The following is a 15798-nucleotide window of genomic DNA, read 5'->3' on the forward strand; positions in this document are numbered from 1 at the left end:
GGTTGGCACCTACCAAGGCGGGTGCAGCCACGTGCCCGGCAAGCAGGCGCGGCGTCAGATCCAGCGAAGCGCCCCTACCCCGGCAGGTACAGGTCCACGTAGTCCGTCACCGGCATCGCCGCCAGTGCCACCGGGTCCAGCGACGCGGCCAGGATGCGTTGCTGCTGGACGGTCGGGAAACGGTGGGCCAGGTGCCGGCGGAACTTGTCCATCAGCAGCGGGATCCCTTCCTCGCGGCGCCGGGCGTGACCGAGCGGGTACTCCACCAGCACCTCCGGCAGTTCGCTGCCATCGGTGAAACGCACGCTCAGGCCGTTGGCGATGCTGCGCTTGTCCGGGTCCAGGTAATCGGCGCTGAGCCGTGGGTCTTCATGGCAGGCCATCTTCGCGCGCAGCGCGTCGATGCGCGGATCGGCGGCAACGTCGTCCTCGTAATCCTCGGCCACCAGCCGCCCATGCAGCAGCGCGATGGCGACCATGTACTGCACGCAGTGGTCGCGGTCGGCCGGATTGTGCAGCGGGCCCTGCTTGTCGATGATGCGGATGCAGGCTTCCTGGGTGCGGATCGCGATGTGCGCGATGTCCTCGACCCGGCGCCCCATCGCGCGCAGCTGCTGGTGCAGCGCGATCGCGGCCTCGACCGCGGTCTGGCCGTGGAACTCGGCCGGGTAGCTGATCTTGAACAGCACGTTTTCCATCACATAGCTGCCCAGCGGCCGCCCCAGCGTCAGCTGCTGGCCGTGCATCGACACTGCCTCAAAGCCCCAGGTCGGCGCGCTCAGCACACTGGGGTAGCCCATTTCGCCACTGGCCGCCATCAAGGCGAGGCGCACGCCACGACTGGTCGCATCGCCTGCCGCCCAGCTCTTGCGCGAGCCGGTGTTGGGCGCATGACGATAGGTCCGCAGCGCCTGGCCATCGACCCAGGCCAGCGACAGCGCATTGAGCATGCGTTCGCGATCCAGCCCGAGCAGGTGCGCGACCACCGCCGTGGTGGCCACCTTGACCAGCACCACATGGTCCAGCCCGACCCGGTTGAACGAATTCTGCAGCGCGAGCACGCCCTGGATCTCGTGCGCCTTGATCATCGCCAGCAGCACGTCGTGCAGGGTCGGCGGCGGGCGACGCAGGGCCTGTGCGTTGCGCCCCAGCCAATCGCAGACGGCGAGGATGCCGCCGAGGTTGTCCGACGGATGACCCCATTCGGCGGCCAGCCAGGTGTCGTTGAAATCCAGCCAGCGCACCATCGCGCCGAGGTTGAAGGCGGCCTGCACCGGGTCCAGTACGTAGTGCGTACCCGGCACGCGCGCGCCGTTGACCACGCTGATGCCCGGCACCAGCGGCCCGAGCAGCTTGCTGCAGGCCGGGAAGGACAACGCTTCCAGCCCACAGCCCAGCGTATCGAGCAGGCAGTGATGCGCGGTCTGGAACGCCAGCGGTGAGTCGATGCGCGCGTCGCGCACGTAGTCGACAATGTCCACCAGCAGCGCATCCCACGCTGCACGTTCGTTGGATGGGGGCGCGTTGCTGGACATCATTGATCTCCTCGTTGCGGTGCATGGTTGCCCGTGCACCATGCCAACCCAGGTTGGCAGCTACCAGAGCACTATTCGGCCGGCACCCGCACCTTGCCTTCCATCAATACGCGGGCGCTGCGGCTCATGATGGCCTTGGTCACCGTCCACTGGCCGTCAACGCGTCCGGCCTGCGCGCCCACGCGCAGCGTGCCGGAGGGATGGCCGAAGGTCACCGCCTCGCGTTCGCCGCCACCGGCGGCACGATTGACCAGGGTGCCTGGAATCGCCGCCGCGGTGCCGATCGCCACGGCGGCGGTGCCCATCATCGCGTGGTGCAGCTTGCCCATCGACAGCGCGCGCGCGTGCAGGTCGATGGCCGAGGCCGCAATGGCCTTGCCGCTGGACGACACGTAGTCCTGTGCCGGCGCCACGAAGGCCACCTTCGGCGTGTGCTGGCGGGTGGCGGCGTCTTCCAGTTTCGAGATCAGGCCCATGCGCAGCGCGCCATGCGCACGGATGGTTTCGAACTTCTGCAATGCTGCCTTGTCTTCGTTGATCGCCGGCTGCAGCTCGGTGCCGGTGTAGCCCAGATCGGCGGCGTTGAGGAAGATGGTCGGAATACCGGCGGTGATCATCGTCACCTCGAAGCTGCCCACACCGGGTACGTCGAGGGTGTCCACCAGATTGCCGGTGGGGAACATCGCGCCGGCATCGCCGTCGTCGGAGGGATCAATGAATTCCAGCTGGATTTCGGCCGCCGGGAAGGTCACGCCGTCCAGCTCGAAATCACCGGTCTCCTGCACTTGGCCATCGCGCATCGGCACGTGGGCGATGATGGTCTTGCCGATGTTGGCCTGCCAGATGCGCACGGTGCACAGGCCGTCGCGCGGTACGCGGGCCGGATCGATCAGGCCGTTGGCAATCGCGAACGGGCCAACCGCGGTGCTGAGATTGCCGCAGTTGCCACTCCAGTCGACGAAGGCGGTGTCGATCGAGACCTGGCCGTACAGGTAGTCGACATCATGGTCCGGCACCGATGCGGTGGAAATGATCACGCACTTGCTGGTGCTGGAGGTGGCACCGCCCATGCCATCGGTCTGCTTGCCATACGGATCGGGCGAACCGATCACACGCATCAGCAGTGCGTCGCGCGCAGCGCCCGGCACCTGCGCGGCGTCGGGCAGGTCCTGCAGGCGGAAGAACACGCCCTTGCTGGTGCCGCCGCGCATGTAGGTGGCGGGAATTCGGAGTTGCGGTAGGAAGGTCATGGATCAGTATCCTGGTTGCGACGAACCAATATCGGGGTTGAGCTCCTCGTCTTCGAACAGTGCTTCCATGCCCCGCGAAGCATTCCAGATACGCACGATGGAAACGTGCGCAGGTAGCTCCACGTAGTAGACCAGGTAGCCGTCGAAGCGACGAACCGGATGAAAACGCAATGGTGCTGGCAGCGAGGGCAACAGACCCGCATGCAGTGCGGAACCGGCACCGGGGTGGGCCTCGATCAGCTTTACAACAGATTCCACCGCATCGATGAAGCCGATTTCCAGCACTTCCCCGCCTTGATCTGCATACCAGCCTGCTGCCTGGTCAAGATCTCGAACCGCTGCAGGGGACCAATGCGAGGGTTTCACTTGCGGTTCCGTGCACGCTCGCGCAGCTTGTCGAAGTGATCCGGCGGCAGAGGCGCCGAAGGCCCCGACGCCAGCCCCTCGGCAATCAGCTGCTTGAGCAGTTCTTCGGCCTTGCTGCGCTGCCGCTGGCGGATCAGGTCGCGCACATAGTCCGACGTGCTGGAGTAGCCGCCTTCGCGCACTTCCTCGTCCACGAACTGCTTGAGCGGGTCGGTCAGCGAAATGTTCATGGTGGCCATGAAACTCTCCATTGGCAGTTTTTGCCAAGTCAGTGTGCGCCCTGCCCTTATGTCGGACAAGCCCGCCCCCGATCTCCGAGGGGCAGGCATTCAGCCCGGCATCACGCCACCTTGGCGCCTTCCAGGAAGTCCTGGGCGAAGCGCTGCAGCACGCCGCCGGCCTCGTAGATCGCCACTTCCTCGTCGCTGTCCAGGCGGCAGGTGACCGGCACGATCACCTGCTGGCCATCGCGGCGATGGATGACCAGGGTCAGCTCGGCGCGCGGGGTGCGCGCGCCGACCACGTCGAAGGTTTCAGTGCCATCGATGCCCAGGGTCAGCCGGGTGGTGCCCGGCTTGAACTCCAGCGGCAGCACGCCCATGCCGATCAGGTTGGTACGGTGAATCCGCTCGAAGCCCTCGGCCACGATCGCTTCCACGCCAGCCAGGCGCACGCCCTTGGCAGCCCAGTCACGCGAGCTGCCCTGGCCGTAGTCGGCACCGGCGATGATGATCAGCGGCTGCTTGCGGTCCATGTAGGTTTCGATCGCTTCCCACATGCGCATGACCTTGCCTTCCGGCTCCACGCGCGCCAGCGAACCCTGCTTCACGCTGCCGTCGTCGTTGCGCACCATCTCGTTGAACAGCTTCGGATTGGCGAACGTGGCGCGCTGCGCGGTCAGGTGGTCGCCGCGGTGGGTGGCGTACGAATTGAAGTCTTCTTCAGGCAAACCCATCTTCGCCAGGTATTCACCAGCGGCACTCGACGCCATGATCGCGTTGGACGGCGACAGGTGGTCGGTGGTGATGTTGTCCGGCAGCACCGCCAGCGCGCGCATGCCGGCCAGCGTGCGTTCGCCTGCCAGTGCGCCCTCCCAGTACGGCGGGCGACGGATGTAGGTGCTCTGCGGGCGCCAGTCGTACAGCGGGCTGACCGCTGCGCCGTGCTCCACGCGCACGTTGAACATCGGGTTGTAGACCTTGCGGAACTGCTCGGGCTTCACCGAAGCCTTCACCACCGCGTCGATCTCGGCGTCGCTCGGCCAGATGTCCTTCAGGCGCACCTCGTTGCCGTCGGCGTCCACGCCCAGCACGTCCTTCTCGATATCGAAGCGGACAGTACCGGCGATGGCGTAGGCGATCACCAGCGGCGGCGAAGCCAGGAAGGCCTGCTTGGCGTACGGGTGGATGCGGCCATCGAAGTTGCGGTTGCCCGACAGCACAGCCGTGGCGTACAGGTCACGGTCAATGATTTCCTGCTGGATCTTCGGGTCCAGCGCGCCACTCATGCCGTTGCAGGTGGTGCAGGCAAACGCCACGATGCCGAAGCCCAGCTGTTCCAGGTCCGGCAGCAGGCCGGACTCTTCCAGGTACAGCTGCACGGCCTTGGAACCCGGCGCCAGCGACGACTTCACCCACGGCTTGCGCTGCAGGCCACGCGCGTTCGCATTGCGCGCCAGCAGCGCGGCGGCGATCACGTTGCGCGGATTGGAGGTATTGGTGCAGCTGGTGATGGCGGCGATGATCACCGCGCCATCGGGCATCAGGCCCTGCGCCTGCTCGGCCTTGCCCGCTTCCAGCTTGGCTTCGTCGGCGATGCCGCGCTCGGCCAGCTCGGCGGTGGCCACGCGCTTGTGCGGGTTGGACGGGCCGGCCATGTTGCGCACCACGCTGGACAGGTCGAAGCGCAGCACGCGCTCGTACTGCGCGGTGGCCAGGTCATCGGCCCACAGGCCGGTGGTGCGCGCGTAGTTCTCCACCAGCGCCACCTGCGACTCCTCGCGGCCGGTCAGTCGCAGGTAGTCGATGGTCTGCGCGTCGATGTAGAACATCGCGGCGGTGGCGCCGTATTCCGGGCACATGTTGGAGATGGTGGCGCGATCACCGATGGTCAGTGCGGCAGCACCTTCGCCGAAGAATTCCAGCCACGCACCGACTACGCGTTCCTTGCGCAGGAACTCGGTCAGCGCCAGCACCACGTCGGTGGCGGTGATGCCTGGCTGCGGGCGACCACTCAGTTCGACACCGACGGTATCGGGCAGGCGCATCCACGAGGCGCGGCCCAGCATCACGTTCTCCGCCTCCAGTCCGCCTACACCGATCGCGATCACACCCAGCGCATCCACGTGCGGGGTGTGGCTGTCGGTGCCCACGCAGGTATCGGGGAAGGCCACACCGTCCTGCACGTAGACCACCGGCGACATCTTCTCCAGGTTGATCTGATGCATGATGCCGTTGCCGGGCGGAATCACGTCCACGTTCTGGAACGCCAGCTTGGTCCAGTCGATGAAGTGGAAACGGTCTTCGTTGCGGCGATCCTCGATGGCGCGGTTCTTCTCGAACGCCTGCGGGTCGTAACCACCACACTCCACCGCCAGCGAGTGATCGACGATCAGCTGCACCGGCACCACCGGATTGACCTTGGCCGGGTCGCCGCCCTTGTCGGCGATCGCATCGCGCAGGCCCGCCAGATCGACCAATGCGGTCTGGCCGAGAATGTCATGGCAGACCACGCGGGCCGGGAACCACGGGAAATCGAGGTCGCGGCGGCGCTCGATCAGCTGCTTCAGCGAGTCACTGAGCGTGGCTGGATCGCAGCGGCGCACCAGGTTCTCGGCCAGCACGCGCGAGGTGTACGGCAGGGTGGCATAGGCGCCGGGCTGGATCGCATCGACGGCGGCACGCGCGTCGAAATAGTCCAGCGCGCTGCCGGGAAGGGTCTTGCGGTAATCGGTATTCATGGGCTGGCGGAGTGCTTGAGGCGGGCCGGGTGCCGGCGGTGCGGCGGCGAAAGCACCCGGCCGGCACAGGGCCGGCCGGATGGATACAGCAGGTGGATCAGACGCGCTTGTCGATGGCGACGAAGTCGCGGTCTTCCGGGCCGATGTAGTTGGCGCTCGGGCGGATGATCTTGCCGTCGATGCGCTGTTCGACGATGTGCGCGCTCCAGCCGGCGGTGCGGGCGATCACGAACAGGGGGGTGAACATGGCGGTCGGCACGCCCATCATGTGGTAGCTGACGGCGCTGAACCAGTCCAGGTTCGGGAACATCTTCTTGATGTCCCACATCACCGATTCCAGGCGCTCGGCGATGTCGTACATCTTCATGCTCGACTGTTCTTCGGACAGCTCGCGGGCGACGTCCTTGATCACCTTGTTGCGCGGATCGGAGACGGTGTAGACCGGGTGGCCGAAACCGATCACCACTTCCTTGCGCTCGACGCGGGCCTTGATGTCTTCCTCGGCCTCATCGGGGTTGTCGTAGCGCTTCTGCACTTCGAACGCCACTTCGTTGGCGCCGCCATGCTTCGGGCCGCGCAGCGCGCCGATGCCACCGCAGATCGCGCTGTACATGTCGCTGCCGGTGCCGGCGATGACGCGGCAGGTGAAGGTCGAGGCGTTGAACTCGTGCTCGGCGTACAGGATCAGCGAGGTGTGCATCGCCTTCACCCACGAATCCTGCGGCTTCTCGCCATGCAGCAGGTGCAGGAAGTGGCCACCGATCGAGTCATCGTCGGTTTCCACATCGATGGCGCGGCCGTTGTGGCTCCAGTGGTACCAGTACAGCAGCATCGAGCCGAGGCAGGCCATCAGCTTGTCGGCGATGTCACGCGCGCCCGGGTGGTTGTGGTCGTCCTTCTCAGGTGCCACGCAGCCGAGCACCGACACGCCGGTGCGCATCACGTCCATCGGGTGCGCCGACGGCGGCAGTTCCTCCAGCGCGGCCTTGACCGCAGCCGGAATGCCACGCAGCGACTTCAGCTTGGCCTTGTACGAAACCAGCTCGGCGCGGGTCGGCAGCTTGCCGTGCACCAGCAGGTAGGCGATTTCCTCGAACTCGCTGGTGTTGGCCAGGTCCAGGATGTCGTAGCCGCGGTAATGCAGGTCGTTGCCGCTGCGGCCGACGCTGCACAGCGCGGTGTTGCCGGCGGCGGTGCCGGACAGGGCGACGGACTTCTTCGGCTTGAAGGTCGGGGTTGCGGTCGTATCGTTCATGTTTTCCCTCCGAAAACTGATGGTGCAGGGTACTGCTTATTTCTTGGCGGCGAACAGGGCATCGAGCTGCTGCTCGAAGGCGTGGTAGCCGATGCGGTCGTAGAGTTCCTCGCGGGTCTGCATGGCCTCCACCACGTTGCGCTGGTGGCCATCGCGGCGCACGGCCTGGTAGACGTTCTCGGCGGCCTTGTTGGCGGCACGGAACGCCGACAGCGGGAACAGCTGGATGGCGACGCCGGCCGAGGCCAGTTCATCGCGGCTGAACAGCGGGGTGGCACCGAATTCAGTGATGTTGGCCAGCACCGGCACCTTCACCGCATCGACGAAGCGGCGGTAGGTGTCCAGGTCGTAGGCGGCCTCGGCGAAGATGCCGTCGGCACCGGCCTCGACACAGGCGATGGCGCGCTCGATGGCCTTGTCCACGCCGTCCACCTGGATGGCGTCGGTACGTGCGATCAGGAAGAAGTCCGGATCGGTCTTGGCGTCGGCCGCGGCCTTCACGCGGTCGACCATTTCACCCTGCGAGACGATTTCCTTGCCCGGGCGGTGGCCGCAGCGCTTGGCGCCGACCTGGTCTTCGATATGACAGGCCGCCGCACCGGCCTTGATCAGCGACTTCACGGTGCGCGCGATGTTGAACGCGCTCGGGCCGAAGCCGGTGTCGATGTCGACCATCAGCGGCAGGTCGCAGACGTCGGTGATGCGACGCACGTCCACCAGCACGTCTTCCAGGGTGTTGATGCCCAGGTCCGGCAGGCCCAGCGAGCCGGCGGCAACGCCGCCACCGGACAGGTAGATGGCGCGGAAGCCGGCGCGCTTGGCCAGCAGGGCATGGTTGGCGTTGATCGCGCCGATCACCTGCAGCGGCGATTCGGCAGCCAGCGCCTCACGGAAGCGGGCACCGGCGGAGAAAGGAGTGGAAGCGGTCATGCGGCAATCCAGGTTGAATAACGGAGGGGTAGGCGCAAGCACCGTGCCAAGCTGCAAGCGGTTGATTTCAAAGGCATGACCATGGCGCAGAAGTGAAACATATGAAACATTGGAACAGATGTATCATGAAACATCGTTCACCCATGCCGCCACCATGTACCTGCCCCGCTCGCCCCTGCGCCATGCCGACACCGACCCCGGCCGCCCGGTGATCTGGACGGTCAGCGTCTCGCGCCTGACCGGCCTGCTCGGCGACGTCATCCCCGAGTTCGACCGTCGCGCGCGCATTGAACAGATCAACCTCGGCTTCGAGGAGGCGGTGGACGTGATCGGCAAGCGCCTGCGCCGCGAGCACTGCGACGTGGTCATCGCCGGTGGCTCCAACGCCGCCTGGCTGCGTGGCCGGCTCGACCTGCCGCTGGTGCCCATCCAGGCCAACGGCTTCGACCTGATGGAGGCACTGGCGCGTGCACGGCGCATCGCCAGCCGCATCGGCCTGGTCACCCACGCCAGTGACGTACCGGTGTTCAGCAACTTCCAGCAGAGCTTCGGCCTGGATATCGAGCATCGCCGCTTCGTCACCCGCGAGGACGCGCGCGACTGCATCGCCGACCTGCGCGCCAACGGCATCGAGGTGATCGTCGGCACCGGCATGGCCATCGACCATGCCGAGCAGGCCGGCCTGCCGGGCGTGCTGCTGTACTCCGCCGATTCGGTACGACAGGCATTCGAGCACGCACTGGAACTGACCCAGACCCTGGCCCGCTCCGCTGGCCACCGGCCGCCCCCGCGCCGCCGTGCCGCACCGCGCAGCGATGCGCATGAGCTGCTTGGCGAAAGCGAGGCAATGGCACAGGTGCGCGCACAGATCGCGCTGTACGCGCCGCACGACAGCACCGTGCTGATCACCGGCGAAACCGGCACCGGCAAGGAACTGGTGGCACGCCAGCTGCATGCGGCCAGTGGCCGTCGTGGACGCTTCGTTGCACTGAACTGCGGTGCGATCAGCGAATCATTGCTGGAGGCCGAGCTGTTCGGTTACAGCGATGGCGCCTTCACCGGCGCGCGTCGTGGCGGCCGCGTCGGTCTGGTCGAGGCGGCCGATGGCGGCACCCTGTTCCTGGATGAAATCGGCGAGCTGCCCCTGCCGTTGCAGACCCGCCTGCTGCGGGTGCTGGAAGAACGCGAAGTACTGCGCGTGGGCGCCACCGAACCGACCCCGGTGGACCTGCGCGTGGTCGCTGCCACCCTGCAGTCGCTGGAACAGCGCGCGGCGTCTGGCAGCTTCCGCCGCGACCTGTACTACCGGCTGGCCGCGCTGCGCATCGCCCTGCCCTCGCTGCGCGCGCGGCGCAGTGACATTGCGCTGCTGACGCAGCACTTTTTCCGCCAGCTGCGTGGCATCGACGCGCCGCTGGACGAGGCTGCAATGACCACGCTGACCTCCGCCGAATGGCCCGGCAACGTGCGAGAGCTTCGCAACCTGGTGGATCGCCTGCGCATCCACTGGCAGCCGGGCGAAGAACCGATCGATGCGGCACGGCTGCTGCAGCTGGCGCCCGAGCTGGTGAGCGAAGGCGTCGCCACGCTCCACGTCGAAAACAACGGCAAGCGCCCGCCGCGTGCGCAGCTGGAAGCCGTGCTGCAGGAACACCGCAATGACCGCGAAGGCATGGCGCAGGCACTGGGCGTGTCACGCACCACGCTGTGGCGCTGGCTGCGCGCGGAGGGGTTGTAACCATTCGTTGTCTGGTGGATTCGAACCGATGCCCGATGGATTCGAACCGACGCCTGGTGGGTGCGAACCTTGGTTCGCACTGCTCTTCCGTCAAGCACCGCATCCACACATGGCGTGGATCTACCGACGAGGAGCACTCACCGAACCCCGCGCGTCGAAAGCGAAGCGGCCACTGCCCACTGCCGCTATCCACAGCAGCAGCACACCCAGCGGCACTTCGCTGAGGTAGAAGAACCAGCTCAGCCAGTCCGGCACGCTCAGCCCGGCCGGAATGCGCGCAATGCCATCGGTCAGTGCCGCCACCGCGCAGATCGCCGCCAGCAGCAGGGCCGACGGTCGGCTGAGCAGGCCCAACACCAGCAGGCCACCCGCAATCCACTCAATTGCGCCGAGCACAGGCGCACTGAGCACAGGGAATGGGATACCCGCATCGACCAGCGTATGCACCATCCGCTCGCGTCCCGCATCGGTGAACACCTTGTTCCAGCCGGACACGCAGAACATCACCCCGGCGACGATACGGGCGAGCAGCAGCAGGAACGCTTCCACGCCACGACGCGGTGATGGCACGGCAAACAGGCAACGCCAGAACGGCATGGCAACTCCGGAAGTCGAGGGAATCCATCGGAGTGTGCCGGTTGGCAGCCTGCTCGCAGATGAAGCGGGGCAGTCCGAATACGACAACCCGCTTTCGTAGAGTCGAGCTTGCTCGACTGGGTATAGAGCAGTCGAGCAAGCTCGACTCTACAAAAGCAGCCGAGCATGGCTCGACCCTACAGAGCACACGTCAGCCGGGCCGCGTCATTCACGGATACAGCAGCCGCTTGCTCCAGCGCCCTTCGGCACCGGCCTCATAGCACCAGCGCTCGTGCAGGCGGAACTGTGCGCCGTACCAGAATTCGATGCGGTCAGGCACCACGCGCAGGCCGCTCCAGCCTTCCGGACGTGGCACGTCCTTGCCCTCGAAGCGGGCTTCGATCTCGGCCACGCGCGCGTCGAATTCCTCACGCGTCGCCAGCGTCTTCGACTGCTGCGAAGCCCACGCGCCAATCTGGCTCATGCGCGGGCGGCTTGCGAAATAGGCATCGGCTTCGGTGTCGGCGACCTGCTCGACACGGCCTTCGATGCGCACCTGGATGCCGGCTTCGCGCAGGCTGCGCCACAGGAACAGCAGCGCGGCCTGCGGATTGGCCTGCAGCTCCTGGCCCTTGTGGCTGTCCAGGTGGGTGTAGAACACGAAGCCGCGCTCATCGAACGCCTTCAGCAGCACGGTACGCGCCGACGGCCGACCGTTGACATCAGCGGTGGCCACGGTCATCGCGTTCGGCTCGACCTCGCGGCTCTGTTTGGCCTCTTCGAACAGGCCGGCAAACGTGGACAGGGCTTCGGCGTACAGGTCGCTCATGATTGCGTTCTTCTCACACGGTTTGGGCTATTGTGGCGGCATGGTCGCTGCTGCGTATATGCCCCAGGTGAAAGGATTCCCCGAAACATTGGCCGAGCAGGTTCTGGACGATGTGCTGGGCAGCGGCACGGCGGTTCCAGTATTGGCGATCAGCGGCCTGCAGGGGAGCGGCAAATCGACGCTGGCCGCGCAGGTGGTGGCCCGCGCCCAGACGCGCGGCCTGAACGCGGCCACGCTGTCGATCGATGATGTCTACCTCACCCGTGCGCAGCGCCAGCGGCTGACCCGCCAGGTACACCCGCTGCTGATCACCCGTGGCCCGCCCGGCACCCACGATCTGCCACTGGCCCACGCCGTGCTCGACGCCGTGGCCGCGCGCCAGCCCTTCGCGATGCCACGCTTCGACAAGCTGGCCGATGAGCGCCTGCCCGAGGCGCAGTGGCCACGCCTGCAACAACCGCTGGACCTGCTGGTATTCGAAGGCTGGTTCCTCGGCACGCCCGCGCAGGATGACGACGCGCTGGACGCGCCACTGAACGCGCTGGAACGCGAGGCCGATGCCGATGGCCGCTGGCGGCGCTGGTGCAACCAGGCGCTGGCCCGCGACTACCCGGCGCTGTGGCAGCGCTGCGACCGCCTGTGGTTCCTGCAGCCACCGGACTTCTCGGTGGTACCGCGCTGGCGCTGGCAGCAGGAACAGAATCTGCAGGCGGCACAGCCGGGCCGGCACGGCATGAGCCGGCCGCAGCTGGAGCGCTTCGTGCAGTACTACGAACGGGTCAGCCGGCAGGCGCTGCAGGCCCTGCCCGCCCTGGCCGACCACGTGGTGGTGCTGGATGGCCAGCGCCAGGTCCAGGGCGTGCGCTGAGGCCACCTATTCCACCAGGAAGGTCACCCGCAGGTTGACCCGCCATTCGGTGATCTCGCCGCTGCCGTTGGTGACCACCTTGGTCTCGTTCACCCAGGCGCCCTGGATGCCCTTGACCGTCTCGGAAACCTTCTTCAGCCCGCTGCGCACCGCGTCCTCCACACTTTTCGGCGAGGAGGCGGTGATTTCGATGACCTTGGCGACCGTCATGGCCTGTACTCCGGCTGGCGCGGGAGACCCCGCAGGAATGCCTACCCTGACGTGAAGAACGTAAAGGCCGGGGCACGGAGGTGTTAGCATCAGAGGGCATGAATCCTGCTCCGAACCTGATCCTGATCGGCCCGATGGGCGCCGGCAAAACCTGCATCGGCCGCCGCCTGGCCGAGCGCTTCACGCTGGACTTCGTCGATGTCGACCAGGCCATCGTCGATGCCGCCGGGGCCAGCATCCCCACCATTTTCGAGCACTCCGGCGAAGCCGGTTTCCGCGGCCATGAACGCGAGGCCCTGGCCCACGTGCTGAAAGGCCAAGGCCAACTGGTCTCCACCGGCGGCGGCGCCGTACTGGATGCGGACAACCGTGCGCTGATCGCCCGGCGCGGTTTCGTGGTCTACCTGCGGGTCAGCGTGGCCGCGCAGCTGGAACGCCTGGCCCGCGACAAGGGCCGGCCGCTGCTGCAGCGTCCGGACCGCGAGCAGGTGCTGCACGATCTGGCCGCACACCGCGACCCGCTGTACCGCGAACTGGCCGACCTCACCCTCGACACCGACCCGTATACCGCTGCCGACGCGACCGCCCAGCTGGTGGTCAAGCTGGCCACGCAATGGCAGCGCCAGGACCTGACCGCATGACTTCCCCCGCACTGCTGCAGGTCGCCGTTGGCGGCGACCGCCCCTACACCATCACCATCGGCGCTGGCGCCCAGGCCGACGGCGCCGCGCTGGCCTCGCATGTGCGCGGCCGCCACGTGCTGCTGCTCAGCGACAGCGAAGTCGCGCCGCGCTATCTGGCCTCGGTGAAGCAGACGCTGCTGGCGGCACGCCCCGACCTGATCATCGGCGAACACGTGCTGGCTGCGGGCGAAGCCTCCAAGACCCTGGCCGAATTCGGCCGCGCCATCGAAGCACTGGCCGCGTTGGGTGCCACCCGCGATGCCTGCGTATTCGCGCTCGGCGGCGGCGTGGTCGGTGACCTCGCCGGTTTCGCGGCGGCGTGCTGGATGCGTGGCGTGGACTGCGTGCAGTTGCCGACCACCCTGCTGGCGATGGTCGACTCGTCGGTGGGCGGCAAGACCGCGGTGGACATTCCGGCCGGCAAGAATCTGGTGGGCGCCTTCCATCCGCCGCGCGCGGTGATCGCCGATACCCACGTGCTGGCCACCCTGCCACCACGCGAACTGCGTGCCGGCCTGGCCGAAGTGGTGAAGTACGGTGCGCTGGGCGATGCCGCCTTCTTCGACTGGCTGCAGCACCATGCCGAGGCGCTGGTCGCTGGCGAAGACGGCGTGCTGTCCGACGCCATCGCGCGCAGCTGCCGGCACAAGGCCGCGATTGTCGAACGCGATCCCTTCGAGAAGGGCGAGCGCGCCCTGCTCAACCTCGGCCACACCTTCGGCCATGCCATCGAGACCGAACAGGGTTACTCGGCCCCCGGCCGCGATGCGCTGAACCACGGCGAAGCGGTGGCGGTGGGCATGGTGCTGGCGGCGAAGTTGTCCACCGATCTCGGCCTGGCCGAAGACGCCGACCGCGTGCGCCTGCAGGCACTGCTTGAACGCCTCGGCCTGCCGGTGGCAATCCCGGCCGGGCTGGACCCGCAGGCCCTGCTCGGCCGCATGCGGCTGGACAAGAAGAACGTGGCCGGCCGGCTGCGCCTGGTGCTGTGGCGGGGCATGGGCCGTGCCGAAGTGGTGCCGGACGTGGATGAGGCAGCGGTGCTGAAGGTGCTGTCGGTCCGGTAATGCCGGCCGCTGGCCGGCAATCCTGCCGCGCAACGCCGTAGTGCAGGCCGCTGGCCGGCTTCCCCGTTGCTGACGTTGCCGGCCAGCGGCCGGCACTACGGCGTTGCGACAGGGGTCACCCGTGCCCCGCTACAATCGGCGCCATGCACGTCTACCTGCAACATCCCGATGCCGGTGCGCAGGCACCGCGCTTCCTGCGCCTGAGCCTGCAGCCGGACCTGTTCGGCGGTTGGGAACTGCTGCGCGAGAGCGGTCGCGTCGGTGGCCGCTCGCAGCTTCGACGCGAGCTGTTCCTGCAGGCCGATGAAGCACGCCATGCCTTCGAGAAGGCCCGTGATGCCGAACTGCATCGCGGCTTCCAGATCCTTTCGCACGGCGACTGACGCCGCTGCCAACTTTCGCCCAAGGAATGCCCATCGTGACCAGCCCTCTCCGCAACGATCGCCTGCTGCGCGCCCTGCGCCGCGAACCGGTGGACTGCACCCCCGTCTGGCTGATGCGCCAGGCCGGCCGCTACCTGCCGGAATACCGCGCGACCCGGGCCAAGGCCGGCAGCTTCCTGGCCATGGCCAAGACCCCGGAGATCGCCTGCGAAGTCACCCTGCAGCCGCTGCGCCGCTTCCCGCTGGACGCGGCCATCCTGTTCTCGGACATCCTCACCATTCCCGATGCGATGGGCCTGGAGCTGTATTTCGTCGAAGGCGAAGGCCCGAAATTCCGCCACCCGGTGCGCGATGAAGCCGCCATCGCCAGGCTGGCAGTGCCGGACATGGAACAGGACCTGGGCTATGTGATGGACGCGGTGCGTCTGATCCGCCGCGAGCTGGACGGCCAGGTGCCGTTGATCGGCTTCTCCGGCAGCCCGTGGACGCTGGCCTGCTACATGGTGGAAGGCGGCGGCAGCAAGGACTTCTCGCGCATCAAGGCGATGGCGCTGAATCACCCGCAGGCCCTGCACCGCCTGCTGGAAGTGACCACCGAGGCGGTGATCGCCTACCTCGGCGCGCAGCGCGCGGCTGGTGCGCAGGCGCTGCAGGTGTTCGACACCTGGGGCGGCGTGCTGTCGCCGGCGATGTACCGCGAGTTCTCGCTGCGCTACCTGCAGCGGATTGCACAGGGCCTGGACCGTGGCGAAGGCAGCGAGCGTACCCCGCTGATCCTGTTCGGCAAGGGCACCGGCCTGCACCTGGAAGCGCTGTCGCAGACCGGCGCCGATGCACTCGGCCTGGACTGGACGCTGGACCTGGACGAGGCCCTGCGCCGCACCGGTGGCCGCGTTGCCCTGCAGGGCAACCTCGACCCGACCACGCTGTACGCCTCGCCCGATGCCATCGCCGCGGCCGCCGCGCGCGTGCTCGACACCTACGCCGCCGGCAATGGCGGTTCGCGCGAGGGCCATGTGTTCAACCTCGGCCACGGCATGTCACCGGACATGGACCCGGCACACGTGCAGGTGCTGGTCGACGCGGTGCACGCGCACAGCCAGCGCTGAGCACTGCGCAGGCAACCACGGCGCGATGTTGATCGCGCCG

At 67.2% G+C, this 15798-nt stretch carries 16 protein-coding genes; 6 read left to right on the forward strand and 10 right to left on the reverse strand.

What is annotated here, in order from left to right; translation table 11 throughout:
• Positions 1–74 precede the first annotated feature (74 nt).
• The 7 genes from N440_RS13025 to prpB form a co-directional block, all read right to left on the reverse strand.
• Entirely contained in the window at positions 75–1535 is a 1461-nt protein-coding gene (locus N440_RS13025; RefSeq protein ID WP_133935332.1) for a bifunctional 2-methylcitrate dehydratase/aconitate hydratase, read from the reverse strand.
• A gap of 71 nt (positions 1536–1606) precedes the next feature.
• Entirely contained in the window at positions 1607–2785 is a 1179-nt protein-coding gene (gene prpF, locus N440_RS13030) for a 2-methylaconitate cis-trans isomerase PrpF (protein ID WP_133935333.1), read from the reverse strand.
• A gap of 3 nt (positions 2786–2788) precedes the next feature.
• Positions 2789–3151, reverse strand: a complete 363-nt coding sequence (locus N440_RS13035; protein ID WP_133935334.1) for a type II toxin-antitoxin system RelE/ParE family toxin — start codon at positions 3149–3151, stop codon at positions 2789–2791.
• On the reverse strand, positions 3148–3390 hold the full coding sequence (locus N440_RS13040; protein ID WP_087923336.1) for a type II toxin-antitoxin system ParD family antitoxin: 243 nt from the start codon (positions 3388–3390) through the stop codon (positions 3148–3150). The genes N440_RS13035 and N440_RS13040 overlap by 4 nt, the downstream gene beginning before the upstream one ends.
• Before the next feature lie 101 nt (positions 3391–3491).
• Complete coding sequence (gene acnD / locus N440_RS13045) at positions 3492–6110, reverse strand: Fe/S-dependent 2-methylisocitrate dehydratase AcnD (protein WP_133935335.1); 2619 nt, start codon at positions 6108–6110, stop codon at positions 3492–3494.
• A gap of 97 nt (positions 6111–6207) precedes the next feature.
• Positions 6208–7365, reverse strand: a complete 1158-nt coding sequence (prpC, locus tag N440_RS13050) for a 2-methylcitrate synthase (protein ID WP_008265338.1) — start codon at positions 7363–7365, stop codon at positions 6208–6210.
• A gap of 36 nt (positions 7366–7401) precedes the next feature.
• Positions 7402–8295, reverse strand: coding sequence for a methylisocitrate lyase (prpB, locus tag N440_RS13055; protein ID WP_133935336.1), 894 nt, complete (start codon positions 8293–8295; stop codon positions 7402–7404).
• A gap of 154 nt (positions 8296–8449) precedes the next feature.
• Here prpB and prpR point away from each other — a divergent pair, with 154 nt between their 5' ends.
• The gene (prpR, locus tag N440_RS13060) at positions 8450–10033 is read left to right on the forward strand and encodes a propionate catabolism operon regulatory protein PrpR (RefSeq protein ID WP_133936030.1); all 1584 of its coding nucleotides are present in this window, start codon (positions 8450–8452) and stop codon (positions 10031–10033) included.
• A 120-nt stretch (positions 10034–10153) separates the two neighbouring features.
• Here the strand turns inward: prpR and N440_RS13065 are convergent, their stop codons facing one another.
• Both N440_RS13065 and pdxH read right to left on the reverse strand, forming a co-directional pair.
• A complete protein-coding gene (locus tag N440_RS13065; protein ID WP_133935337.1) occupies positions 10154–10630 on the reverse strand; it encodes a DoxX family protein in 477 nt (158 codons plus the stop codon).
• 208 nt (positions 10631–10838) lie between these two features.
• Positions 10839–11438 (reverse strand): pyridoxamine 5'-phosphate oxidase, encoded by a 600-nt coding sequence (gene pdxH / locus N440_RS13070; protein ID WP_133935338.1) that lies wholly within the window; start codon positions 11436–11438, stop codon positions 10839–10841.
• Positions 11439–11478: 40 nt separating this feature from the next.
• Between pdxH and N440_RS13075 the strand changes: the two genes are divergently transcribed.
• Complete coding sequence (locus N440_RS13075) at positions 11479–12306, forward strand: kinase (protein WP_133935339.1); 828 nt, start codon at positions 11479–11481, stop codon at positions 12304–12306.
• Between the two features lie 6 nt (positions 12307–12312).
• Here the strand turns inward: N440_RS13075 and N440_RS13080 are convergent, their stop codons facing one another.
• Positions 12313–12516: a dodecin family protein gene (locus N440_RS13080; protein WP_005410663.1), complete on the reverse strand. Its 204-nt coding sequence runs from the start codon at positions 12514–12516 to the stop codon at positions 12313–12315.
• A gap of 98 nt (positions 12517–12614) precedes the next feature.
• Between N440_RS13080 and N440_RS13085 the strand changes: the two genes are divergently transcribed.
• The 4 genes from N440_RS13085 (at position 12615) to hemE (ending at position 15758) form a co-directional block, all read left to right on the forward strand.
• A complete protein-coding gene (locus tag N440_RS13085; RefSeq protein ID WP_049457957.1) occupies positions 12615–13157 on the forward strand; it encodes a shikimate kinase in 543 nt (180 codons plus the stop codon).
• Positions 13154–14266, forward strand: a complete 1113-nt coding sequence (gene aroB, locus N440_RS13090; RefSeq protein WP_133935340.1) for a 3-dehydroquinate synthase — start codon at positions 13154–13156, stop codon at positions 14264–14266. The genes N440_RS13085 and aroB overlap by 4 nt, the downstream gene beginning before the upstream one ends.
• A gap of 143 nt (positions 14267–14409) precedes the next feature.
• Complete coding sequence (locus N440_RS13095) at positions 14410–14649, forward strand: WGR domain-containing protein (RefSeq protein ID WP_019660053.1); 240 nt, start codon at positions 14410–14412, stop codon at positions 14647–14649.
• A 26-nt stretch (positions 14650–14675) separates the two neighbouring features.
• Entirely contained in the window at positions 14676–15758 is a 1083-nt protein-coding gene (hemE, locus tag N440_RS13100) for a uroporphyrinogen decarboxylase (protein ID WP_100440390.1), read from the forward strand.
• Positions 15759–15798 lie beyond the last annotated feature (40 nt).

It is taken from the genome of Stenotrophomonas sp. CC22-02, from assembly GCF_004365115.1.
GTDB lineage: Bacteria > Pseudomonadota > Gammaproteobacteria > Xanthomonadales > Xanthomonadaceae > Stenotrophomonas > Stenotrophomonas forensis.

Bases quoted from the DNA above. Each gene is read 5' to 3' on its own strand.
- N440_RS13025 (WP_133935332.1), bottom strand. From the start codon at position 1,535: ATGTCCAGCAACGCGCCCCCATCCAACGAACGTGCAGCGTGGGATGCG.
- prpF (WP_133935333.1), bottom strand. From the start codon at position 2,785: ATGACCTTCCTACCGCAACTCCGAATTCCCGCCACCTACATGCGCGGC.
- N440_RS13040 (WP_087923336.1), bottom strand. From the start codon at position 3,390: ATGGCCACCATGAACATTTCGCTGACCGACCCGCTCAAGCAGTTCGTG.
- acnD (WP_133935335.1), bottom strand. From the start codon at position 6,110: ATGAATACCGATTACCGCAAGACCCTTCCCGGCAGCGCGCTGGACTAT.
- prpC (WP_008265338.1), bottom strand. From the start codon at position 7,365: ATGAACGATACGACCGCAACCCCGACCTTCAAGCCGAAGAAGTCCGTC.
- prpB (WP_133935336.1), bottom strand. From the start codon at position 8,295: ATGACCGCTTCCACTCCTTTCTCCGCCGGTGCCCGCTTCCGTGAGGCG.
- prpR (WP_133936030.1), top strand. From the start codon at position 8,450: ATGTACCTGCCCCGCTCGCCCCTGCGCCATGCCGACACCGACCCCGGC.
- N440_RS13065 (WP_133935337.1), bottom strand. From the start codon at position 10,630: ATGCCGTTCTGGCGTTGCCTGTTTGCCGTGCCATCACCGCGTCGTGGC.
- pdxH (WP_133935338.1), bottom strand. From the start codon at position 11,438: ATGAGCGACCTGTACGCCGAAGCCCTGTCCACGTTTGCCGGCCTGTTC.
- N440_RS13075 (WP_133935339.1), top strand. From the start codon at position 11,479: ATGGTCGCTGCTGCGTATATGCCCCAGGTGAAAGGATTCCCCGAAACA.
- N440_RS13080 (WP_005410663.1), bottom strand. From the start codon at position 12,516: ATGACGGTCGCCAAGGTCATCGAAATCACCGCCTCCTCGCCGAAAAGT.
- N440_RS13085 (WP_049457957.1), top strand. From the start codon at position 12,615: ATGAATCCTGCTCCGAACCTGATCCTGATCGGCCCGATGGGCGCCGGC.
- aroB (WP_133935340.1), top strand. From the start codon at position 13,154: ATGACTTCCCCCGCACTGCTGCAGGTCGCCGTTGGCGGCGACCGCCCC.
- N440_RS13095 (WP_019660053.1), top strand. From the start codon at position 14,410: ATGCACGTCTACCTGCAACATCCCGATGCCGGTGCGCAGGCACCGCGC.
- hemE (WP_100440390.1), top strand. From the start codon at position 14,676: ATGCCCATCGTGACCAGCCCTCTCCGCAACGATCGCCTGCTGCGCGCC.